General features: G+C 51.7%; 19 protein-coding genes and 1 pseudogene. 13 read left to right on the top strand and 7 right to left on the bottom strand.

Going from position 1 to position 21,585, the window contains the following annotated elements:
• The 12 genes from murD (at nucleotide 1) to mutT (ending at nucleotide 14,396) form a co-directional block, all read left to right on the top strand.
• Nucleotides 1-1,317, top strand: coding sequence for a UDP-N-acetylmuramoyl-L-alanine--D-glutamate ligase (gene murD / locus SK36_RS17170; protein WP_045439806.1), 1,317 nt, complete (start codon nucleotides 1-3; stop codon nucleotides 1,315-1,317).
• Nucleotides 1,317-2,561 (top strand): cell division protein FtsW, encoded by a 1,245-nt coding sequence (ftsW, locus tag SK36_RS17165; RefSeq protein ID WP_045439809.1) that lies wholly within the window; start codon nucleotides 1,317-1,319, stop codon nucleotides 2,559-2,561. The genes murD and ftsW overlap by 1 nt, the downstream gene beginning before the upstream one ends.
• Entirely contained in the window at nucleotides 2,558-3,625 is a 1,068-nt protein-coding gene (gene murG, locus SK36_RS17160; RefSeq protein WP_048222058.1) for an undecaprenyldiphospho-muramoylpentapeptide beta-N-acetylglucosaminyltransferase, read from the top strand. The genes ftsW and murG overlap by 4 nt, the downstream gene beginning before the upstream one ends.
• Before the next feature lie 53 nt (nucleotides 3,626-3,678).
• Nucleotides 3,679-5,154, top strand: a complete 1,476-nt coding sequence (gene murC / locus SK36_RS17155) for a UDP-N-acetylmuramate--L-alanine ligase (RefSeq protein WP_045439815.1) — start codon at nucleotides 3,679-3,681, stop codon at nucleotides 5,152-5,154.
• A complete protein-coding gene (locus SK36_RS17150) occupies nucleotides 5,147-6,067 on the top strand; it encodes a D-alanine--D-alanine ligase (RefSeq protein ID WP_048222057.1) in 921 nt (306 codons plus the stop codon). Before murC ends, SK36_RS17150 begins: the two co-directional genes overlap by 8 nt.
• A 1-nt stretch (nucleotide 6,068) precedes the next feature.
• Nucleotides 6,069-6,902 (top strand): cell division protein FtsQ, encoded by an 834-nt coding sequence (gene ftsQ, locus SK36_RS17145; protein ID WP_045439820.1) that lies wholly within the window; start codon nucleotides 6,069-6,071, stop codon nucleotides 6,900-6,902.
• Entirely contained in the window at nucleotides 6,899-8,161 is a 1,263-nt protein-coding gene (ftsA, locus tag SK36_RS17140; protein WP_003018755.1) for a cell division protein FtsA, read from the top strand. The genes ftsQ and ftsA overlap by 4 nt, the downstream gene beginning before the upstream one ends.
• Nucleotides 8,162-8,221: 60 nt before the next feature.
• Entirely contained in the window at nucleotides 8,222-9,373 is a 1,152-nt protein-coding gene (gene ftsZ, locus SK36_RS17135; RefSeq protein WP_003018753.1) for a cell division protein FtsZ, read from the top strand.
• A 100-nt stretch (nucleotides 9,374-9,473) separates the two neighbouring features.
• A complete protein-coding gene (gene lpxC, locus SK36_RS17130) occupies nucleotides 9,474-10,391 on the top strand; it encodes a UDP-3-O-acyl-N-acetylglucosamine deacetylase (protein ID WP_045439825.1) in 918 nt (305 codons plus the stop codon).
• 283 nt (nucleotides 10,392-10,674) lie between these two features.
• On the top strand, nucleotides 10,675-11,181 hold the full coding sequence (gene secM / locus SK36_RS17125) for a secA translation cis-regulator SecM (protein WP_048222056.1): 507 nt from the start codon (nucleotides 10,675-10,677) through the stop codon (nucleotides 11,179-11,181).
• 60 nt (nucleotides 11,182-11,241) lie between these two features.
• Entirely contained in the window at nucleotides 11,242-13,947 is a 2,706-nt protein-coding gene (secA, locus tag SK36_RS17120; protein WP_045439831.1) for a preprotein translocase subunit SecA, read from the top strand.
• Between the two features lie 56 nt (nucleotides 13,948-14,003).
• Entirely contained in the window at nucleotides 14,004-14,396 is a 393-nt protein-coding gene (gene mutT / locus SK36_RS17115) for an 8-oxo-dGTP diphosphatase MutT (protein WP_048222055.1), read from the top strand.
• Nucleotides 14,397-14,472: 76 nt separating this feature from the next.
• Here mutT and yacG read toward each other — a convergent pair whose 3' ends face one another.
• Genes yacG through coaE form a run of 3 tightly spaced genes read right to left on the bottom strand, consistent with a single transcriptional unit; the run spans nucleotide 14,473 to nucleotide 16,040 of the window.
• Nucleotides 14,473-14,667 carry a DNA gyrase inhibitor YacG gene (gene yacG / locus SK36_RS17110; RefSeq protein WP_045439835.1) on the bottom strand — a complete coding sequence of 65 codons (195 nt, stop codon included), beginning with the start codon at nucleotides 14,665-14,667 and terminating at the stop codon, nucleotides 14,473-14,475.
• A gap of 9 nt (nucleotides 14,668-14,676) precedes the next feature.
• A complete protein-coding gene (gene zapD / locus SK36_RS17105; protein ID WP_045439837.1) occupies nucleotides 14,677-15,420 on the bottom strand; it encodes a cell division protein ZapD in 744 nt (247 codons plus the stop codon).
• On the bottom strand, nucleotides 15,420-16,040 hold the full coding sequence (coaE, locus tag SK36_RS17100; protein ID WP_048222054.1) for a dephospho-CoA kinase: 621 nt from the start codon (nucleotides 16,038-16,040) through the stop codon (nucleotides 15,420-15,422). Before coaE ends, zapD begins: the two co-directional genes overlap by 1 nt.
• A 225-nt stretch (nucleotides 16,041-16,265) precedes the next feature.
• On the opposite strand from coaE, the gene SK36_RS17095 reads away from it, so the two are divergent.
• Nucleotides 16,266-17,309, top strand: a complete 1,044-nt coding sequence (locus tag SK36_RS17095) for a GMP reductase (protein ID WP_048222053.1) — start codon at nucleotides 16,266-16,268, stop codon at nucleotides 17,307-17,309.
• A gap of 108 nt (nucleotides 17,310-17,417) precedes the next feature.
• On the opposite strand, the gene hofC is transcribed toward SK36_RS17095, so the two are convergent.
• The 4 genes and pseudogenes from hofC to nadC all read right to left on the bottom strand — a co-directional run bounded on the left by hofC (nucleotide 17,418) and on the right by nadC (nucleotide 21,548).
• Nucleotides 17,418-18,620, bottom strand: a complete 1,203-nt coding sequence (hofC, locus tag SK36_RS17090; protein WP_048222052.1) for a protein transport protein HofC — start codon at nucleotides 18,618-18,620, stop codon at nucleotides 17,418-17,420.
• A pseudogene (gspE, locus tag SK36_RS23925) lies at nucleotides 18,610-19,995 on the bottom strand (type II secretion system protein GspE). The gene hofC and the pseudogene gspE overlap by 11 nt, the downstream one beginning before the upstream one ends.
• A gap of 11 nt (nucleotides 19,996-20,006) precedes the next feature.
• Entirely contained in the window at nucleotides 20,007-20,444 is a 438-nt protein-coding gene (ppdD, locus tag SK36_RS17075; RefSeq protein WP_045439856.1) for a prepilin peptidase-dependent pilin, read from the bottom strand.
• 210 nt (nucleotides 20,445-20,654) lie between these two features.
• Nucleotides 20,655-21,548: a carboxylating nicotinate-nucleotide diphosphorylase gene (gene nadC / locus SK36_RS17070; RefSeq protein ID WP_045449439.1), complete on the bottom strand. Its 894-nt coding sequence runs from the start codon at nucleotides 21,546-21,548 to the stop codon at nucleotides 20,655-20,657.
• Nucleotides 21,549-21,585 lie beyond the last annotated feature (37 nt).

The following is a 21,585-nucleotide window of genomic DNA, read 5'->3' as shown; positions in this document are numbered from 1 at the left end:
ATGGTTGATTACCAGGGTAAAAAAGTCGTCATTATCGGTCTGGGTTTGACCGGGTTGTCCTGCGTAGATTTCTTCCTCGCGCGTGGTGTAACGCCGCGCGTAATGGATACCCGTGCGACACCGCCGGGCCTGGATAAATTACCTGAAGCAGTTGAGCGTCATGTCGGCAGTCTGAATGATGACTGGCTGCTGGCTGCGGATTTAATCGTCGCCAGCCCTGGTATTGCCCTGGCGCATCCTTCGTTAAGCGCTGCCGCGGATGCGGGTATTGAAATTGTCGGCGATATAGAACTGTTCTGCCGTGAAGCGCAGGCACCGATCGTCGCGATTACTGGCTCCAATGGTAAAAGTACGGTTACCACATTAGTTGGCGAGATGGCGAAAGCGGCCGGTGTGAACGTGGGGGTGGGTGGCAACATTGGTTTACCCGCACTCATGCTACTGGACGCTGAACGTGAACTGTATGTTCTGGAGCTCTCCAGCTTCCAACTGGAGACAACCTCCAGCCTGCAGGCCGTGGCAGCAACCATTTTGAACGTTACTGAAGATCATATGGACCGCTATCCGTTTGGGTTGCAGCAGTATCGTGCCGCCAAACTGCGCGTCTATGAGAACGCGAAAGTCTGCGTCGTAAACGCAGATGATGCGTTAACCATGCCGGTTCGTGGCGCCGATGAGCGTTGTGTGAGCTTTGGCGTCAATATGGGCGATTATCACCTTAACCGTCAGCAAGGGGAGACCTGGCTGCGGGTGAAGGGTGAAAAAATATTGAACGTGAAAGAGATGACTCTTTCCGGTCAGCATAACTATACCAACGCACTTGCGGCGTTGGCGCTGGCTGATGCAGCGGGTCTGCCTCGCGCCTCTAGTCTGAAAGCGCTGACGACATTCACCGGTCTGGCGCACCGCTTCCAACTGGTACTGGATCATAACGGCGTGCGGTGGATCAACGACTCGAAAGCCACCAATGTGGGCAGTACTGAAGCCGCGTTGAATGGACTACATGTTGATGGCACTTTGCATCTGCTCCTCGGTGGCGATGGAAAATCAGCAGATTTCTCTTCACTGGAGCGTTATTTGCACGGTGATCGTGTGCGTCTGTACTGCTTTGGGCGAGATGGTGGACAGCTGGCGGCACTGCGTCCGGACATCGCCGAACAGACTGAAACGATGGAAGAGGCGATGCGTTTGCTCGCTCCCCGCGTGAAGCCGGGTGATATGGTGCTGTTGTCGCCAGCTTGTGCCAGCCTTGATCAGTTCAAGAATTTTGAACAACGAGGCGATGTCTTTACCCGCCTGGCGAAGGAGTTGGGTTGATGCGATTATCTCTCCCTCGTCTGAGAATGCCGCGCTTACCAGGATTTGGTGTCCTGGCGTGGATCTTCGCGGCACTTAAAGGCTGGGTGATGGCTTCGCGTGACAAAGACGCGGATAGCCTGATCATGTACGACCGTATGCTGTTGTGGTTGACGTTCGGTCTGGCAGCGATCGGTTTTATCATGGTCACATCTGCGTCAATGCCTGTGGGGCAACGTCTGGCGGGCGATCCCTTCCTGTTCGCCAAGCGTGATGCACTGTACATTTTTCTGGCGTTCTGTCTGGCCATGGTTACGCTGCGTCTGCCTATGGAATTCTGGCAAAAGTACAGCACCACAATGCTGATCGCGTCGATCATCATGTTGCTGATCGTGCTGGTGGTTGGTAGCTCCGTTAACGGGGCATCACGCTGGATCGCACTGGGACCGCTGCGTATTCAGCCTGCGGAATTTACTAAGCTGTCTCTGTTTTGTTATCTCGCCAACTATCTGGTGCGTAAAGTTGATGAGGTACGTAACAACCTTCGCGGCTTCTTAAAACCGATGGGCGTGATTCTGGTGCTGGCCGTGCTACTGCTGGCACAGCCTGACCTCGGAACGGTAGTGGTGCTATTTGTCACTACGCTGGCGATGTTGTTCCTTGCCGGGGCTAAGTTGTGGCAGTTCATTGCCATCATCGGTATGGGGATTTCGGCGGTGGTGCTGCTGATCCTCGCGGAGCCGTATCGTATTCGCCGTGTAACCTCTTTCTGGAACCCATGGGAAGATCCGTTTGGCAGCGGTTACCAGCTGACGCAATCTTTGATGGCTTTCGGACGTGGTGAGATTTGGGGTCAGGGGCTGGGTAATTCAGTACAAAAACTGGAGTATTTGCCGGAAGCGCACACTGACTTTATCTTCGCCATTATTGGGGAAGAACTGGGTTATATCGGTGTGGTACTGGCACTTTTAATGGTATTCTTCGTCGCTTTTCGCGCGATGTCGATTGGTCGTAAGGCGCTGGAAATTGACCACCGTTTTTCAGGTTTCTTAGCCTGCTCCATTGGGATCTGGTTCAGTTTTCAGGCGCTGGTCAACGTCGGCGCGGCAGCAGGTATGCTGCCAACGAAAGGTCTGACGCTGCCGCTGATCAGTTATGGTGGTTCCAGTTTGTTGATCATGTCGACAGCCATCATGTTTTTGTTACGTATTGATTATGAAACGCGTCTGGAAAAAGCCCAGGCGTTTACACGAGGTGCACGATGAGTGGTCAACCGAAGCGGTTAATGGTGATGGCGGGCGGTACCGGCGGGCATGTGTTCCCGGGGCTGGTAGTCGCCCACCATTTAATGGCCCAGGGCTGGCAGGTTCGTTGGCTCGGCACCGCCGATCGTATGGAAGCGGACTTAGTGCCGAAGCATGGCATTGAAATTGACTTTATTCGCATCTCCGGTTTGCGTGGAAAGGGCATTAAAGCATTGCTGGCTGCGCCATTACGTATTTTTAATGCCTGGCGTCAGGCTCGCGCCATCATGAAGCAGTTTAAACCTGACGTGGTGCTCGGTATGGGCGGTTATGTGTCAGGTCCCGGTGGGCTGGCAGCCTGGTCGTTAGGTATTCCGGTGGTGCTGCACGAACAGAACGGCATCGCGGGATTGACCAATAAATGGCTGGCGAAGATTGCAACGACGGTCATGCAGGCATTTCCTGGCGCCTTCCCTAAAGCGGAAGTGGTGGGTAACCCGGTGCGGACCGATGTGCTGGCGTTACCGTTACCCCAGGTTCGTCTGGCCGGACGTGAAGGCCCGGTTCGCGTGCTGGTTGTTGGTGGATCTCAGGGCGCGCGAGTGCTGAATCAGACGCTGCCGCAGGTTGCCGCAAAACTTGGTGACGCGGTGACTATCTGGCATCAGAGCGGCAAAGGCGCACAGCAAACCGTTGAACAGGCTTACGCCGAAGCGGGGCAGCCGCAGCATAAGGTCACCGAGTTTATTGATGATATGGCCGCAGCCTATGCGTGGGCGGATGTCGTCGTGTGTCGTTCTGGTGCACTGACGGTGAGTGAGGTTGCTGCTGCAGGTTTACCAGCGCTGTTTGTGCCGTTTCAACACAAAGACAGGCAACAGTACTGGAATGCGCTTCCACTGGAAAAAGCGGGCGCAGCAAAAATTTTAGAGCAGCCGCAGTTTACTGTGGATGCCGTCGTAAGCACCCTTTCCGGGTGGTCGCGAGAAACTTTATTAACCATGGCAGAACGTGCACGCGCTGCATCCATACCGGATGCCACTGAGCGTGTGGCAAATGAAGTCAGTCGGGCTGCCCGGGTGTAATTGTGGTGATGCCTTTTGCATCACAGGATATTTCGAAGTTAATGGCGTAAAGAATGAATACACAACAATTGGCAAAACTGCGTTCCATCGTGCCCGAAATGCGTCGCGTTCGGCACATTCACTTTGTCGGCATCGGTGGTGCTGGTATGGGCGGTATTGCCGAAGTTTTGGCCAATGAAGGTTATCAGATTAGCGGTTCTGACTTAGCGCCGAATCCGGTTACTCAACAGCTGACGAACCTGGGGGCCACCATTTTCTTCAACCATCGTCCGGAAAACGTGCGTGATGCGAGCGTGGTAGTAGTTTCCAGCGCAATTTCTGCAGATAACCCGGAAATCGTTGCGGCACACGAGGCACGTATCCCGGTGATCCGCCGTGCAGAGATGCTTGCAGAGTTAATGCGTTTTCGTCACGGCATCGCCATTGCCGGGACGCATGGTAAAACCACGACGACCGCGATGGTTTCCAGTATCTATGCGGAAGCGGGGCTGGATCCAACCTTCGTAAACGGTGGTCTGGTGAAAGCGGCGGGCGTGCATGCGCGTCTGGGGCATAGCCGCTATTTGATTGCGGAAGCGGATGAGAGCGATGCGTCATTCCTGCATTTGCAGCCGATGGTGGCGATTGTCACCAATATCGAAGCTGACCATATGGATACTTACCATGGTGACTTCGAAAATTTAAAGCAGACCTTTATTAATTTCCTGCATAACTTGCCGTTTTATGGTCGTGCGGTGATGTGCGTTGACGATCCGGTGATCCGCGAATTGTTACCACGCGTAGGTCGCCAGACAACGACCTATGGTTTTAGCGATGACGCAGACGTACGCGTTGAAGATTATCAGCAGATTGGCCCACAGGGGCACTTCACGCTGATGCGTCAGGGGATGGCCGATCTGCGCGTGACGTTGAATGCGCCAGGGCGTCACAATGCGCTGAACGCGGCGGCAGCTGTTGCCGTGGCAACGGAAGAGGGCATTGAAGACGAGGCGATCCTACGCGCGCTGGAAAGTTTCCAGGGAACCGGACGTCGTTTTGACTTCCTTGGTGAATTCCCACTTGAACCGGTAAACGGTAAAACAGGGACCGCGATGCTAGTGGATGACTACGGGCATCATCCAACGGAAGTGGATGCAACGATTAAAGCTGCACGTGCAGGCTGGCCGGATAAAAATCTGGTGATGTTGTTTCAGCCGCACCGCTTCACGCGTACCCGCGATCTGTACGATGACTTTGCCAACGTACTGACTCAAGTAGACACGCTGCTGATGCTGGATGTTTATGCTGCAGGTGAAGCGCCGATTCCTGGTGCTGACAGTCGTTCACTGTGCCGTACTATCCGTGGTCGCGGTAAGATCGACCCTATTTTAGTGTCCGATCCGGCTCAGGTGGCGGAAATGTTGGCACCGGTATTAACCGGAAACGATCTGATTTTGGTGCAAGGCGCTGGAAATATCGGCAAAATCGCGCGTTCCTTAGCTGAAATCAAACTGAAGCCGCAAAACCCGGAGGAAGAACAACATGGCTGATAAAATTGCGGTCCTGTTGGGAGGAACCTCCGCAGAGCGAGAAGTATCGCTGAATTCTGGTGCAGCTGTACTGGCCGGATTACGTGAAGGTGGTGTGGATGCACACCCGATTGACCCAAAAGAGATTGATGTCACTCTTCTGAAATCTATGGGCTTTCAGAAGGTGTTTATTGCGTTACATGGCCGTGGCGGTGAAGATGGCACCTTGCAGGGCATGTTGGATCTGATTGGCCTGCCGTACACCGGCAGTGGGGTCATGGCTTCTGCTATCTCGATGGACAAACTGCGCAGTAAGTTGCTGTGGCAGGGCGCAGGCTTACCCGTTGCGCCGTGGGTCGCATTGACCCGCGCTGAGTTCGAAAAAGGGCTTGGTGATGAAGTGGTTACGAAAATCTCTGCGCTAGGTTTACCGCTTATTGTTAAGCCAAGCCGCGAAGGCTCCAGCGTGGGGATGTCAAAAGTTGAAGAAGAAAATGCTTTGCAGAGTGCATTAGCATTGGCTTTTCAGCATGATGAAGAAGTACTGATCGAAAAATGGCTAAGTGGCCCGGAATTCACAGTTGCGATACTTGGCGAAGAAATTTTACCGTCAATACGTATCCAACCGGCGGGAACCTTCTATGATTATGAGGCGAAGTATCTGTCTGATGAGACACAATATTTCTGTCCCGCTGGTCTGGAAGACGAACAAGAAGCGGCTTTACAGGCATTAGTCCTGAAAGCATGGACTGCGTTGGGCTGTAAAGGTTGGGGACGCATCGACGTCATGCTGGACAGCGATGGTCAGTTTTATCTGCTGGAAGCGAATACCTCTCCGGGTATGACCAGCCATAGTTTGGTGCCCATGGCGGCGCGTCAGGCGGGCTTAAGTTTCTCGCAGTTGGTGGTACGAATTCTGGAGTTGGCGGACTGATATGTCGCAGGCTGCGCTGAACACGCGAAACGGTGATGAAGAAGAGGTTCTCTCCTCACGCCGCAATAATGGAACGCGTCTTGCAGGAATACTGTTTCTGCTGACAGTGCTGTGCACCGTGTTTGTGAGCGGCTGGGTGGTGTTGGGATGGATGGAAGATGCGCAGCGTTTGCCTTTGTCGAAGCTGGTATTGACCGGTGAACGGCATTACACGCGCAATGACGATATTCGTCAGTCCATTCTGGCGCTAGGCGCACCTGGAACCTTTATGACTCAGGATGTGAATATCATCCAGAGTCAAATTGAACGCCTCCCCTGGATTAAACAGGCGAGTGTCAGAAAGCAGTGGCCCGATGAATTGAAGATTCATCTGGTTGAATATGTGCCGATAGCGCGTTGGAATGACCAGCATATGGTGGATGCTGAAGGAAATACGTTCAGTATACCGGCTGGTCGAGCTAACAAGCAGGTATTACCTATGTTGTATGGCCCGGAAGGCAGCGCAAATGAAGTGTTGCAAGGGTTCCGCGATATGGGGCAGGTGCTGGCTAAGGATAGATTCACCCTGAAGGAAGCGGCGATGACCGCTCGTCGTTCCTGGCAGTTGACGCTGAATAACGATATTAAGCTCAATCTGGGCAGGGGCGATACGATAAAACGTTTGGCTCGCTTTGTGGAACTTTACCCGGTTTTACAGCAGCAGGCGCAAACCGATGGCAAACGGATTAGCTACGTTGATTTGCGTTATGACTCAGGAGCGGCAGTAGGCTGGGTTCCCTTGCCTCCTGAGGAATCTAATCAGCAACAGAATCAGGCACAGGCAGAACAACAATGATCAAGGCGACGGACAGAAAACTGGTAGTTGGACTGGAGATTGGCACCGCGAAGGTAGCCGCTTTAGTAGGGGAAGTTCTGCCCGACGGTATGGTCAATATCATTGGCGTGGGCAGTTGCCCGTCGCGAGGTATGGATAAAGGTGGGGTGAACGACCTTGAGTCAGTGGTGAAGTGCGTACAGCGCGCCATTGACCAGGCTGAACTGATGGCGGATTGCCAGATTTCTTCGGTGTATCTGGCGCTTTCAGGTAAACATATTAGCTGTCAGAATGAAATTGGTATGGTGCCGATTTCCGAAGAGGAAGTGACCCAGGAAGATGTGGAAAACGTTGTGCATACGGCAAAATCCGTACGCGTACGCGATGAGCATCGTGTTTTGCACGTTATTCCACAGGAATACGCCATTGATTACCAGGAAGGTATTAAAAATCCGGTAGGTCTTTCCGGCGTGCGTATGCAGGCAAAAGTTCATCTGATTACCTGCCACAACGATATGGCGAAGAACATTGTTAAAGCCGTTGAACGTTGTGGTCTGAAAGTTGACCAACTTATATTTGCCGGGTTGGCAGCCAGTTATTCTGTTTTGACGGAAGACGAACGTGAGCTGGGTGTCTGCGTGGTGGATATCGGTGGTGGTACAATGGATATCGCCGTTTATACTGGCGGGGCATTGCGTCATACCAAAGTAATTCCTTACGCAGGGAATGTGGTAACCAGCGATATCGCGTACGCCTTTGGTACGCCGCCAAGTGATGCTGAAGCCATCAAAGTTCGTCATGGCTGCGCACTGGGTTCTATCGTTGGTAAAGATGAAAGCGTTGAAGTGCCAAGCGTGGGCGGTCGTCCGCCGCGCAGTCTGCAGCGTCAGACCCTGGCAGAAGTGATTGAGCCGCGTTATACCGAGCTGCTTAACCTGGTCAACGAAGAGATATTGCAATTACAGGAACAGCTTCGCCAGCAGGGTGTGAAACATCACCTGGCGGCGGGGATTGTGTTAACCGGCGGTGCTGCGCAAATTGAAGGCCTTGCAGCCTGCGCTCAGCGCGTGTTCCATACGCAGGTACGTATTGGCGCACCGCTGAATATCACCGGTCTGACAGATTATGCCCAGGAGCCGTATTATTCAACGGCTGTGGGGCTGCTTCACTACGGGAAAGAATCCCATTTGAGTGGTGAGGCTGAAGTTGAAAAACGCGTTACGGCATCGGTTGGCTCGTGGATCAAACGACTCAATAGCTGGCTGAGAAAAGAGTTCTAATTTTTATGAGGCTGGCAAATATTACGGCCTCAGGCGACAGGCACAACGGAGAGAGAAACTATGTTTGAACCTATGGAACTAACCAATGACGCGGTGATTAAAGTCATCGGCGTCGGCGGCGGCGGCGGTAATGCCGTTGAACACATGGTGCGCGAGCGCATCGAAGGTGTTGAATTCTTCGCGGTGAATACCGACGCTCAGGCGTTGCGTAAGACGGCGGTTGGACAGACCATTCAGATTGGTAGCGGCATCACCAAGGGTCTGGGCGCGGGTGCAAACCCGGAAGTCGGTCGCAATGCGGCAGATGAAGATCGTGAAGCTCTGCGTGCAGCGCTTGACGGCGCAGACATGGTGTTTATCGCAGCAGGCATGGGTGGCGGTACCGGAACCGGTGCAGCGCCAGTGGTTGCTGAAGTAGCAAAAGATTTAGGTATTCTGACCGTTGCTGTCGTCACCAAGCCTTTTAACTTCGAAGGCAAGAAGCGTATGGCATTCGCGGAGCAGGGGATCACTGAGTTGTCCAAACATGTGGACTCTCTGATCACCATCCCGAACGATAAACTGCTGAAAGTGCTGGGACGCGGTATTTCTCTGCTGGACGCGTTTGGTGCAGCGAACGATGTGCTGAAAGGCGCAGTTCAGGGTATCGCCGAACTGATCACCCGTCCGGGTCTGATGAACGTTGACTTTGCAGACGTGCGCACAGTGATGTCCGAAATGGGCTACGCGATGATGGGTTCCGGTGTGGCGAGCGGTGAAGACCGTGCAGAAGAAGCGGCTGAAATGGCTATCTCTTCTCCGCTGCTGGAAGACATCGATCTGTCGGGTGCGCGTGGCGTGCTGGTCAACATTACTGCGGGCTTCGACCTGCGTCTGGATGAGTTCGAAACTGTAGGTAACACCATCCGTGCATTTGCATCGGATAACGCGACCGTGGTTATCGGTACCTCTCTGGACCCGGATATGAACGACGAACTGCGCGTCACCGTTGTTGCCACTGGAATTGGTATGGACAAGCGTCCTGAAATCACTCTGGTGACCAACAAGCAGGTACAGCAACCAGTAATGGATCGTTACCAGCAGCACGGTATGGCACCGTTGACGCAAGAACAGAAACCGGTAGCAAAAGTGGTAAACGACAATACGCCGCAGACCACCAAAGAGCCGGATTATCTGGATATCCCCGCATTCCTGCGTAAGCAAGCTGATTAAGAATTAGCTGGAATTTGGGAATTGTGCCTCTTTGTGCTAAACTGGCCCACCGAATGTATAGTACACTTCGGTTGGATAGGTAATTTGGCGAGATTATACGATGATCAAACAAAGGACTCTTAAACGTATCGTTCAGGCGACTGGCGTCGGTTTGCATACCGGCAAAAAAGTCACCCTGACATTACGCCCTGCGCCGGCCAACACCGGGGTCATCTATCGTCGCACCGACTTGAATCCTCCGGTAGATTTCCCGGCCGATGCCAAATCTGTGCGTGATACCATGCTCTGTACGTGTCTGGTCAATGAGCATGATGTACGGATTTCAACCGTTGAGCACCTGAATGCTGCTCTGGCGGGCTTAGGTATCGATAACATTGTTATTGAGGTTAATGCCCCGGAAATCCCGATCATGGATGGCAGTGCTGCTCCGTTCGTTTACCTGCTGCTTGATGCTGGTATTGAAGAACTGAACTGCGCCAAAAAATTTGTACGCATCAAAGAGACTGTTCGTGTCGAAGATGGCGACAAGTGGGCTGAATTCAAACCGTACAATGGTTTCTCGTTGGACTTTACCATCGACTTTAACCATCCGGCGATTGACTCCAGTACACAGCGCTATGCGATGAACTTCTCTGCGGATGCGTTCATGCGCCAGATTAGCCGCGCGCGTACTTTCGGTTTCATGCGTGATATCGAATATCTGCAGTCCCGTGGCCTGTGCCTGGGCGGCAGCTTCGATTGTGCCATCGTTGTTGACGATTATCGCGTATTGAACGAAGACGGTCTGCGTTTTGAAGATGAATTCGTTCGTCACAAAATGCTCGACGCGATTGGTGATTTGTTCATGTGTGGTCACAATATTATTGGTGCATTTACCGCGTATAAATCCGGTCATGCATTGAATAACAAATTGTTGCAGGCCGTCCTGGCAAAACAGGAAGCCTGGGAATTTGTGACCTTCCAGGACGATGCAGAACTGCCGTTGGCGTTCAAAGCACCTTCGACCGTACTGGCGTAACGACACAAGCTGTCGTATAAATTCGACTGGTAAATCTGGCACTCTCTCCGGCCAGATGAGCCAGTCGTTTTTTTATTGTATTGATTGACCACTACCTTTCCCGATGCAATTTTTTCTCTGTCACGACATTAAAATACAGTGCGTTCGCTGCTTTCTTAAGCATATTTAGCTGTGACTTATCGTCATTACTGCTGTGGAGCGTACACTTTAATGATAAGATTTGTGCGCAAAAAAAGTTTTGAATTCATAACCCCAAATTCAGGGTATATCAGGTGGCAATAACGTGAGTGGAATACTGACGCGATGGCGACAGTTAGGCAGACGGTACTTCTGGCCGCATCTCCTGTTGGGGATGGTCGCGGCGAGTTTTGGCCTGCCTGCGCTCGGTAATACTGCTGAACCTAATACTCCCGCAAAAGCGACAGCCAGTAATCACGATCAATCAGCTAAGGTTAACTTTAGCCAGCTCGCATTGCTGGAAGCGACTAATCGTCGTCCGAATTTTACCGTCGATTATTGGCATCAGCATGCTATTCGTACGGTCATTCGCCACCTATCTTTTGCCATGGCCCCTCAGGCGCTTCCCGTTGCCGAAGAGCCCTTGCCAATTCAGGCGCATCATCTTGCTTTGCTGAATACGCTCAGCGCGATGCTGACGCAAGAAGGCCGACCGCCAGCGACCGTAAGTCGCGTGACGTATGCACATTTTACTTCTCAAGCCGCGTTTAGCATCCCTGTCTGGATAAGCCAGCGACAGGGGATCCGCGCTGGCCCCCAACGCCTCAGCTAAAAAAGAACCTTCCAACTTATAATTTTTGACTCCGCACCGCGGGGCGTTTGAGATTTTATTATGCTAATCAAATTATTAACGAAAGTATTCGGTAGCCGTAACGAACGTACGCTGCGTCGTATGCGTAAAGTGGTTAACGTCATTAATGCGATGGAACCGGAGATGGAAAAACTCTCCGATGACGAACTGAAAGCAAAGACCGCCGAATTCCGTGCGCGTCTGGAAAAGGGCGCAAGTGTTGAAAGCCTGATCCCTGAAGCGTTTGCTGTTGTCCGTGAGGCGAGTAAGCGCGTGTTTGGCATGCGCCACTTCGACGTCCAGTTGCTGGGCGGTATGGTCCTCAACGATCGCTGCATCGCCGAAATGCGTACCGGTGAAGGTAAAACTTTGACCGCAACGCTGCCCGCTTACCTGAATGCGTTAAGTGGTAAGGGCGTACACGTTGTCACCGTCAACGACTATCTGGCGCAGCGTGACGCCGAAAATAACCGCCCGCTGTTTGAATTCCTCGGCATGACCGTGGGTATCAACATGTCAGGATTACCTGCACCTGCTAAGCGTGAAGCTTATGCGGCAGATATCACCTACGGTACCAACAACGAATACGGCTTTGACTACCTGCGCGACAACATGGCATTTAGCCCGGAAGAGCGTGTTCAACGTAAACTGCACTATGCGCTGGTGGATGAGGTCGACTCCATCCTGATCGATGAAGCGCGTACTCCGCTGATCATTTCCGGCCCGGCAGAAGACAGCTCGGAAATGTACAAAAAAGTGAACAAAATCATCCCGCATCTGATCCGTCAGGAGAAGGAAGATTCTGATACTTTCCAGGGCGAAGGCCACTTCTCTGTCGATGAGAAAGCACGTCAGGTGAACCTGACGGAACGTGGTCTGGTACTGATTGAAGAACTGCTGGTGAACGAAGGCATTATGGATGAAGGTGAGTCACTGTACTCTCCGGGCAACATTATGCTGATGCATCACGTGACTGCTGCTCTGCGTGCGCACGTCCTGTTCACTCGCGATGTGGACTACATTGTGAAAGACGGTGAAGTTATCATCGTCGATGAGCACACCGGTCGTACTATGCAGGGGCGTCGCTGGTCCGATGGCCTGCATCAGGCTGTCGAAGCGAAAGAAGGGGTGGATATCCAGAACGAAAACCAGACTCTAGCTTCCATCACATTCCAGAACTACTTCCGTTTATACGAAAAACTGGCCGGTATGACCGGTACAGCAGATACCGAAGCGTTTGAATTCAGCTCTATCTACAAACTTGATACTGTTGTCGTGCCGACGAACCGTCCGATGATCCGTAAGGATTTACCGGATCTGGTGTACATGACTGAAGCTGAAAAAATTCAGGCAATCATTGAAGATATTAAAGAGCGTACCGCTAATGGCCAGCCGGTGCTGGTGGGTACTATCTCCATTGAAAAATCTGAAGTGGTCTCTAATGAGTTGACCAAAGCGGGTATCAAGCACAACGTTCTTAACGCCAAGTTCCACGCTAACGAAGCGGCGATTGTCGCGCAGGCGGGCTATCCGTCAGCCGTGACGATCGCAACTAACATGGCGGGGCGTGGTACGGATATCGTGTTGGGTGGTAGCTGGCAAGCCGAAGTCGCTGAGCTGGAAAACCCAACTGAAGAGCAGATCGCGAAGATTAAAGCTGACTGGCAGGTTCGCCATGACGCAGTATTAGCATCTGGCGGGTTGCACATTATTGGTACTGAGCGTCACGAGTCACGTCGTATCGATAACCAGCTGCGCGGTCGTTCTGGTCGCCAGGGGGATGCGGGTTCCTCTCGTTTCTACCTGTCGATGGAAGATGCGCTGATGCGTATTTTTGCCTCTGACCGTGTGTCTGGCATGATGCGTAAACTGGGTATGAAGCCGGGTGAAGCGATTGAACACCCGTGGGTAACTAAAGCGATTGCTAACGCCCAACGCAAGGTTGAAAGCCGTAACTTCGATATTCGTAAGCAACTGCTTGAATACGATGACGTCGCCAACGATCAGCGTCGCGCAATTTACAGCCAACGTAACGAGCTGCTGGACGTATCCGACGTAAGCGAAACCATCAACAGTATCCGTGAAGATGTCTTCAAAGCGACAATTGATGCGTACATTCCGCCTCAGTCACTGGAAGAGATGTGGGATATTCCGGGCCTGCAGGAACGTTTGAAAAACGACTTCGATCTCGAAATGCCGATCTCAGAGTGGCTGGATAAAGAGCCTGAGCTGCATGAAGAAACGCTGCGCGAACGTATTCTGGCGAATGCCATTGAAGTTTATCAGCGTAAAGAAGAAGTTGTGGGCGCTGAAATGATGCGTCATTTCGAAAAAGGAGTGATGCTGCAAACCCTCGATTCCCTGTGGAAAGAGCACCTTGCCGCGATGGACTACCTGCGCCAGGGTATTCACCTGCGTGGTTACGCACAGAAAGATCCGAAGCAGGAATACAAACGCGAATCTTTCTCTATGTTTGCTTCAATGCTGGAATCACTTAAATATGAAGTGATCAGCACCCTGAGTAAAGTTCAGGTGCGTATGCCTGAAGAGGTGGAAGCGATGGAGCAGCAGCGTCGCGAAGACGCTGAGCGTTTAGCGCAGATGCAGCAGTTGAGCCATAAAGATGACGAGTCTGCTGTTGCAGAAGAGCTGGCAGCGCAAACCGGCGATCGTAAAGTCGGTCGTAACGATCCTTGCCCTTGCGGTTCTGGTAAAAAATACAAACAGTGCCATGGTCGTCTGAGCTAAAAAAATAACTTACTGAAAAGGCGCAGAATTCTGCGCCTTTTTTATGGACGTACAATATGAAAACACTGCAAATCGCTGTTGGAATTATTCGTAATCAGCAGAATGAGATTTTTATTACTCAGCGCGCCGCTGATGTTCATATGGCTAACAAGCTGGAATTTCCCGGTGGGAAAATTGAATCAGGTGAAACACCTGAACAAGCTCTGATTCGTGAGCTACAGGAAGAGGTTGGGATTACGCCAATTCAGAGACGGTTGTTCGAAAAACTGGAATATCAGTTTCCGGATCGGCATATCACATTGTGGTTTTGGCTGGTAGACAGTTGGGAAGGCACGCCGTGGGGAAAAGAGGGACAACCGTCTCAGTGGATTGCGCAAAACGCGCTGAATGCGGAAGATTTTCCGCCGGCAAATGAACCCGTTATTACGAAGTTAAAGCAAAATATGTAGTTCTTATGCCGGATGAGGCGACGCTGCCATCCGGCATAAAGCATGTATACCTGATGGCGCGCGGGTTTAAGTCTTACTATTCTTTTTCTTCGCTCCAGTCATCGCTTTCTGACAGATCGCCGGAACTGGGGATACGTTTCTCTTCTGCTGCCCACTCACCTAAATCAATTAGCTGGCAGCGTTTGCTGCAGAATGGGCGAAACGGACTGGTTTCAGCCCACACGACAGGCTTTCCACAGGTTGGACAGTTGACGATAGTTTGTTCAGACATATTCATTCCTTAACAGCATGCCAGGTCAAAATCGAGACGCTCGGGTACCTGGCCATTCTCACTATCCAGTGGCATAAAGCGGATGGCAAAACGGCTTTTATGGCCAGATATTTGCGGATAAAGCTGCGAATCAAGCGGCAATTGCAAACGCAGCAAATCTGCATCTTCGCCATTATCCTGATAAAATCCGTTCAAACTGGTCTGTTTGCGAAACGGTGCAGAATTACGGATTAAATCAAGAACCAGCGTCAGCGCCTGATTGAGGGGCTCCAGGCTGGCAATCCAGCGCCCGACCTGTTCGTCACGCTGCGCCTGCGATGAGTGCAACCAGATATGCAGAGTTGGTAAATCAAAACTGCAACACCCACCAGGAATACTTAAACGCTGGCGAACCAGACCAATTAAGCGATCTTCACGCAATGTTTGTCCGATGCGCGGGGCCGAAATTAAAATACTGCCTGCGTTTTTTAACTGCTGGCGCAGAGAGTCAATTCGGTTTTGATCGACGCCGGGAACTTCAACCCAGGCCTGAAGTTTACGCTGTTGTCGCTCCAGTTCTTTGAGGAGTTCGGTACGCACTTCACCCCGTTCAAAGACATCCAGTAAATCCCCAATGTTGCGGAAAAAATGCAGTGCATCTGCATGGTCTGCAATGGGTAAATTAACGGAGAGTTGCTGAGTTAGAAATTCAATGCGCAGCCATGTACGCATCTTCTCATTGAGAGGGTGTTCAAAAAGGACCTGGGTGTGCATTACGGTTTTTCCTGTGAGACAAACTGCGACGCGCATTGCAAATAGAGCGCGTGCAGGCGGGCAACATCCGAGACGATGGCATCCGGTGCGCCATTATTATCAATAACATCGTCTGCCACGGCAAGACGCGCTTCACGCGAGGCCTGGGCAGCCAGAATTTGTTCTACATGCTGGCGAGTCACATCATCACGCAGCATGGTGCGTCTGAGCTGTGTCTCGGGAGTAACATCAACCACGAGCACGCGATTGGCTTTTTTATACAATGAATTCTCAACCAGCAGAGGTACAACCCATAACAGATAAGGAGAGGTTGCTTGTTGAAACTGGCGCTGAGTTTCCTGCTGAATAAGCGGATGGAGCAGGGCATTCAGCCAGGCTTTTTCATCAGGATCGGAAAAAATACGTTCGCGTAAAATTCGCCGTTGTAACGATCCATCTGCAGCAATGAGTTCGGAGCCAAAATGTTCGGCAATCGCCTTGAGCGCTGGCATACCTGGTTCGACCACCTGACGCGCAATAATATCTGCATCAATCACGTTTATTCCGAGGTCAGCGAACGCATTCGCAACGGTACTTTTACCACTGCCAATACCGCCGGTTAAGGCTACCGTATACCTCATAGATCCAGATCCTGGAGTTTAAGTTTGATTATCAAACAGTTAAAAGTTAAGCATGCGAAGGCGAGGCTGTTGCAGGATTAACCTACTATTCGCCAGGTAAATTTATGGGATTGTAGCGTAAAAAAAGAGAATTTCGCAGTCTTGCGCGGTATTGATTAGTGCGTATGATAGCGTCACTGGAGTTGTGAGTTTCGATTTTTAGCCATTAACCCCAGGAATCCGCACATGCGTATCGAAGAAGATCTGAAGTTAGGTTTCAAAGACGTTCTTATCCGCCCTAAGCGTTCTACTCTCAAAAGCCGTTCCGATGTTGAGCTGGAACGTCAATTTACCTTTAAACATTCAGGTCAGACCTGGTCCGGCGTACCTATTATCGCCGCGAATATGGACACCGTCGGGACATTTGCAATGGCTACGGCACTTGCATCCTTCGACATCCTGACCGCTGTGCACAAACACTATTCTGTAGAAGACTGGGCTGCTTTCATCGCGGGTACTTCTGCTGATGTACTGAAACACGTGATGGTTTCAACCGGGACCTCTGACGCTGATTTTGAAAAAACCAAACAAATCCTGGCCCTGAATCCTGCGCTGAACTTTATCTGCATCGATGTGGCAAATGGTTACTCAGAGCATTTTGTGCAGTTTGTGTCGAAAGCGCGCGAAGCATGGCCGACAAAAACGATTTGCGCGGGCAATGTCGTTACCGGCGAAATGTGTGAAGAACTGGTGCTTTCTGGTGCTGATATTGTCAAAGTTGGTATTGGTCCAGGTTCTGTTTGTACCACGCGTGTAAAAACCGGTGTGGGCTATCCACAGCTTTCTGCTGTTATTGAATGTGCTGATGCCGCTCACGGTCTGGGCGGAATGATTGTCAGCGACGGCGGCTGCACGATGCCCGGTGATGTGGCAAAAGCGTTTGGTGGCGGTGCAGACTTTGTGATGCTTGGTGGCATGCTGGCCGGTCACGAAGAAAGCGGTGGTAAAGTGGTCGAAGAGAACGGTGAAAAATTCATGCTGTTCTATGGTATGAGTTCTGAATCCGCCATGACGCGCCACGTTGGTGGTGTAGCACAATACCGTGCAGCGGAAGGCAAAACCGTTAAGCTACCGCTGCGTGGCCCGGTTGATAATACGGCTCGTGACATCCTTGGTGGTCTGCGTTCTGCCTGTACTTACGTAGGTGCATCCCGCCTGAAAGAGCTGACTAAACGTACAACGTTTATTCGTGTTCAGGAACAAGAAAACCGTGTTTTCAATAGTCTGTAAAAACAGATAGTCAATCGTAAAATGCCTGATGGTGTGCTGCTTGAAGGCCTACGTTATGTGCTTCGTAGGCCGGATAAACCGTTTACGCCGCCATCCGGCATCTGAGGATTACCCCACACCGCTCATCGCATCTCCCAGGTGAAAAATCGGTAAATACATCGCGACAACCAGTGTACCGATAATCAACCCTGTAATGACAAGCAGCGCAGGCTCAAGTAGCGCAGCCAGGTTCTCTGCCTGTGACATTGTGTTCTCGCTATGATGTCGTGCCAGATTTTGCAACATTGCATCCAGCGAGCCGGACGTTTCTCCTGTTCTCACCAGCTGTAAACACAATGGACTGAATTCTCCGGCATTTTTGAGTGCCAGCCAGATCGGTTTTCCGGCACTGATGTCTCGGTGCGCTTGCGCTAAACGTTGCGACCAGAAAGGGCAAGCCAGCGTTTCGGCCACACTCTCCAGACCTTGCAAAAAGGGAATGCCTGCACTTTGTGTTAACGCCAGGACGGTAAAGATCTGCGTGAGTTTTTGGCCCCTTACCAGTGGCCCTATGATAGGGCAACACAGAAGAAATCTCTGACGCTGAATAAGGTAGTAGGGTTTCTGCTTTACCAGACAGTATGCCAGCCCCAATGCCAGTCCGAGTAATCCCGCCAGCCACCCCCATCGACTACTGTATTGTGCGACAGCAATAATTCCCTGCGTCAGTGCCGGCAACGGGGTGTTGAATGTACGATAGATGGCAGCAAATTCAGGCAGTACAAAATGCAGCATGGCGAGCACCACCATGACAGCCATTGTGAGAATGATGACCGGATAACGAAGCGCTTTTTTAACTTTATCAGTAAGCTGTTGCTGTTCTTTCTGTTGTCGGGCGAGTTCAAAACAGCAGTCGTCCAGCTTACCGGTGAGTTCTCCCGTGCGAATCATCGCCTGGTACAATGGAGGGAATACGTGCTGCCATTGTGAAAGTGAAGTGGAAAGTGAAATGCCCTGTTCCATATCGTAAGCCAGTGTGCGTAGTAACGCCTGCCATTGGCTGCTGGGATGTTGCTCGGCAAGTAGCGCTAATCCTTCGGAAAGTGTCAGTCCTGCTTTAAGTAACGTGGCTAACTGGTGTATCGCTTCGCGACTTCTTGTTCTGCTCCATTGTGAGGTTTTAACCTTCATGCGCTTAACGCGTATCGGTGTAATATGCGAATGCTCCAACGCCAATATTAGCGAAGGGCGAGTATCCGCCCAAAGAGCCCCCTCCATTGGTTGTCCCTCGTTGTTAATTCCATGCCAGCGCCAGAGTTGTTTAGCTGACATGGGGCATACCCAGTACGCGGATCAGCTCTTCAAACGTTGTTAATCCTTGTTCAACGGCCTGACATCCATTACCGAAAAGTGTGAGCATCCCCGCCTGCTGTGCATCCGATTCCACGATGTCGATGGATGTGCCGCTGGCGATGCACTGTCGTAATGCTGGTGTGACGGGCAGGACTTCAAACAATGCACTGCGGCCATAATAACCGTGATAACAGTGTTCGCAGCCAGGCGCCAGCCAGCGTGGAAGTGGGGTGGGCCACAGCGTAGCCGGGAGTGTGATGGGGGAGTCAAGACGTTGTCGACAATAGGGACACAGTTTTCTGACGAGTCGCTGCGCAATCACCAGCGTCAACGCTGAGGCGATCATCCACCGTGCTACGCCCATTTGCTGCAGGCGTATCAGCGTTTCACTGGTGGAGTTGGTATGCAGAGTTGAAAGGACCAGATGACCGGTTTGCGCGGCTTTGAGGGCAATCTCAGCCGTCTCGCCGTCGCGGATTTCACCCACCATGATAATGTCGGGGTCCTGTCGCAGTAGCGCACGTAATACGCTCTGAAACGTGAGACCTGCGCGTGGGTGAATTTGAGTCTGGTTGAGTCCTTCGATCGGGATCTCTATTGGGTCTTCCACGCTACAGATATTCACATCCGGGGAGTTTCTGGTTTGCAGCGCGCTGTACAGCGTAACCGTTTTGCCACTCCCGGTAGGCCCGGTTACCAGAACCAGCCCCTGAGGTTGCTGTAATGCTTGTGAAAATGCCGCCAGTTGCGCGTTCTGCATTCCCAACGCCTTGATCTACAGCGTCTGCTCAACCTGATGCAGCAATCTCAGCACCACTTTTTCACCATGACGACAGGGTAACGTCGCGATGCGAAACGAGATCGGTTCTCCTGAAATATCAATGGTAAACTGCCCATCTTGTGGAAGCCGGTGCTCAGCAATGTCCAGACTCCCTAATACTTTTAACCTTGCAGTGAGGGCAATGCCTGTATCCGTCGCGATATCTGGTAAGGTGTGAAGAACACCATCCACGCGTAACCTTATTCGGTAGCGATGTTCTGCTGGTTCAATGTGAATATCAGAAGCGCGTTTCGCCAGAGCGGATTGCAACGTCTGATCCAGCAATTCTGCTGCGGTAACACTGCTTTCAGGGACGATTGCCGGAAGCCTCGCCCGTGTATTGTGCGAGTGACCTTCCATTTGCTGACGAGTCCAGCACACGATGTCGATGCGTCTTGTAGTCGCAAAATGCAAAGCGTCCAGCAGTTCGTGAGATGGGGCATCCACGACGGCAATATGCACCACGTCATGGTCTGCATCCAACAATATGCCCTGATAACGCTGGCACAGTGCTGTCAGTTGTGTGGTATTCATCTCTTGTCCTCTTACTGCGCATCAAATCGGAAAACGTCTTCACAGGCCTGCTGCAAAGCGCTGTCATTTGAGATGCCGCAGTTACGGCTCCAGCCGGTAATACCGTTGGCATTTTCCCAGTTTGGCGTCATGGTGATGTTCAAACCGTTCAGGCTTTCCTGCCCGGTGAGGGTAACCACGCCCTTTTCAACGCTCATGCCGGAGACATAGCGGGTCGTGGCTGGAGAGGGAATACCATTGGTCCCGGCATCACAGGTCTCAGTTCCGCCATGCTCCAGTGCGCAGAGTTCGACTGCCGTACGATAGGGGACAAAGGTTTGCAGCATGTCTGTTAGTGCTGCTTTGCGCAGATAATTTTGATAGGCCGGAATACCAATAGCACTGAGAATGGCAATGATGCCAATGACTACCATAAGTTCGATAAGCGTGAAGCCTCGTTGCTTGTCCATTGTTCTCTCCTTGAGTTAGCTGGCGCTACTTTGGCAAACAGGAGGGAGCGTTTGCGAGAGGCAAAAAACAAAACGGGAAGGTGGGTTCAGAGATATCTATATTTCTTTCAACGCAAGATGGCGTATTTGCGAAAAGGCTCGAAGAAATTGCCGAATAAGCGGGGAAGAAGGCCCGATACGCGAAGCGCCATCGGGCAATACACTTTGCTATTAACGAAAACGCATAGAGAGATCGAGGGCGCGAACGTGCTTTGTCAGTGCACCTACGGAGATGAAATCCACGCCGGTTTCGGCAAATTCGCGTAGCGTTTCGTGGGTGACGTTCCCTGAGACTTCCAGACGGGCCTGGCCGTTGGTGCGTTTAACCGCTTCGCGCATTTGATCGGTCTCAAAATTGTCCAGCATGATAATGTCCGCCCCAGCTTTCAGCGCGTCGTCCAGTTCATCCAGATTTTCAACTTCGACTTCGACCGGTACGTCCGGATGCAGCCAGAAGGCTTTTTCGACAGCCTGACGTACCGATCCGGAAGCAATAATGTGGTTTTCTTTAATCAGGAATGCATCCGAAAGCCCTAGTCGATGATTTGCGCCGCCGCCGCATAGTACGGCATATTTCAGCGCTGTCCGGAGTCCCGGCAGGGTTTTACGCGTATCGAGAAGTTGGGTATTTGTCCCTGCCAGCAGGTCGACGTAACTGCGCACCACGCTGGCGACACCGGACAGCGTTTGCACAAAATTGAGCGCGGTGCGTTCACCTGTAAGTAATACACGGGAAGGACCGTCCAGTTCAAACAGCGGCTGGTTAGCTTTAATACTGTCGCCATCTTCGACATGCCAGGTGACGCTTACATCATCGCCAGCAAGCTGAATAAAGACCTCTTCCACCCAGCGTTTTCCACAAAAAACGCCATCTTCACGCGTAATTACGGTAGCGTGGGAACGCATATCCTCAGGCAAAAGTTGCGCGGTGATATCGTTATTGGCATTAACTTCCCCACCTAAATCTTCGCACAGTGCCTGGGCAACAGCAGCAGGGATATCGAGGTTTATGCGTTCCAACAGCGCGTCACGTCGGTAGTCAGGGTTATAGCGGCGAGGCGGCATGATAAAACTCCAAATTGCTAACGAATCATAAGGTAGA

This window comes from Citrobacter sp. MGH106 (assembly GCF_001037495.1).
Classification (GTDB): domain Bacteria; phylum Pseudomonadota; class Gammaproteobacteria; order Enterobacterales; family Enterobacteriaceae; genus Citrobacter; species Citrobacter murliniae.
Note: the sequence above shows the minus strand (reverse complement) of the source record. Positions and strands in the feature narration are given on the sequence as shown.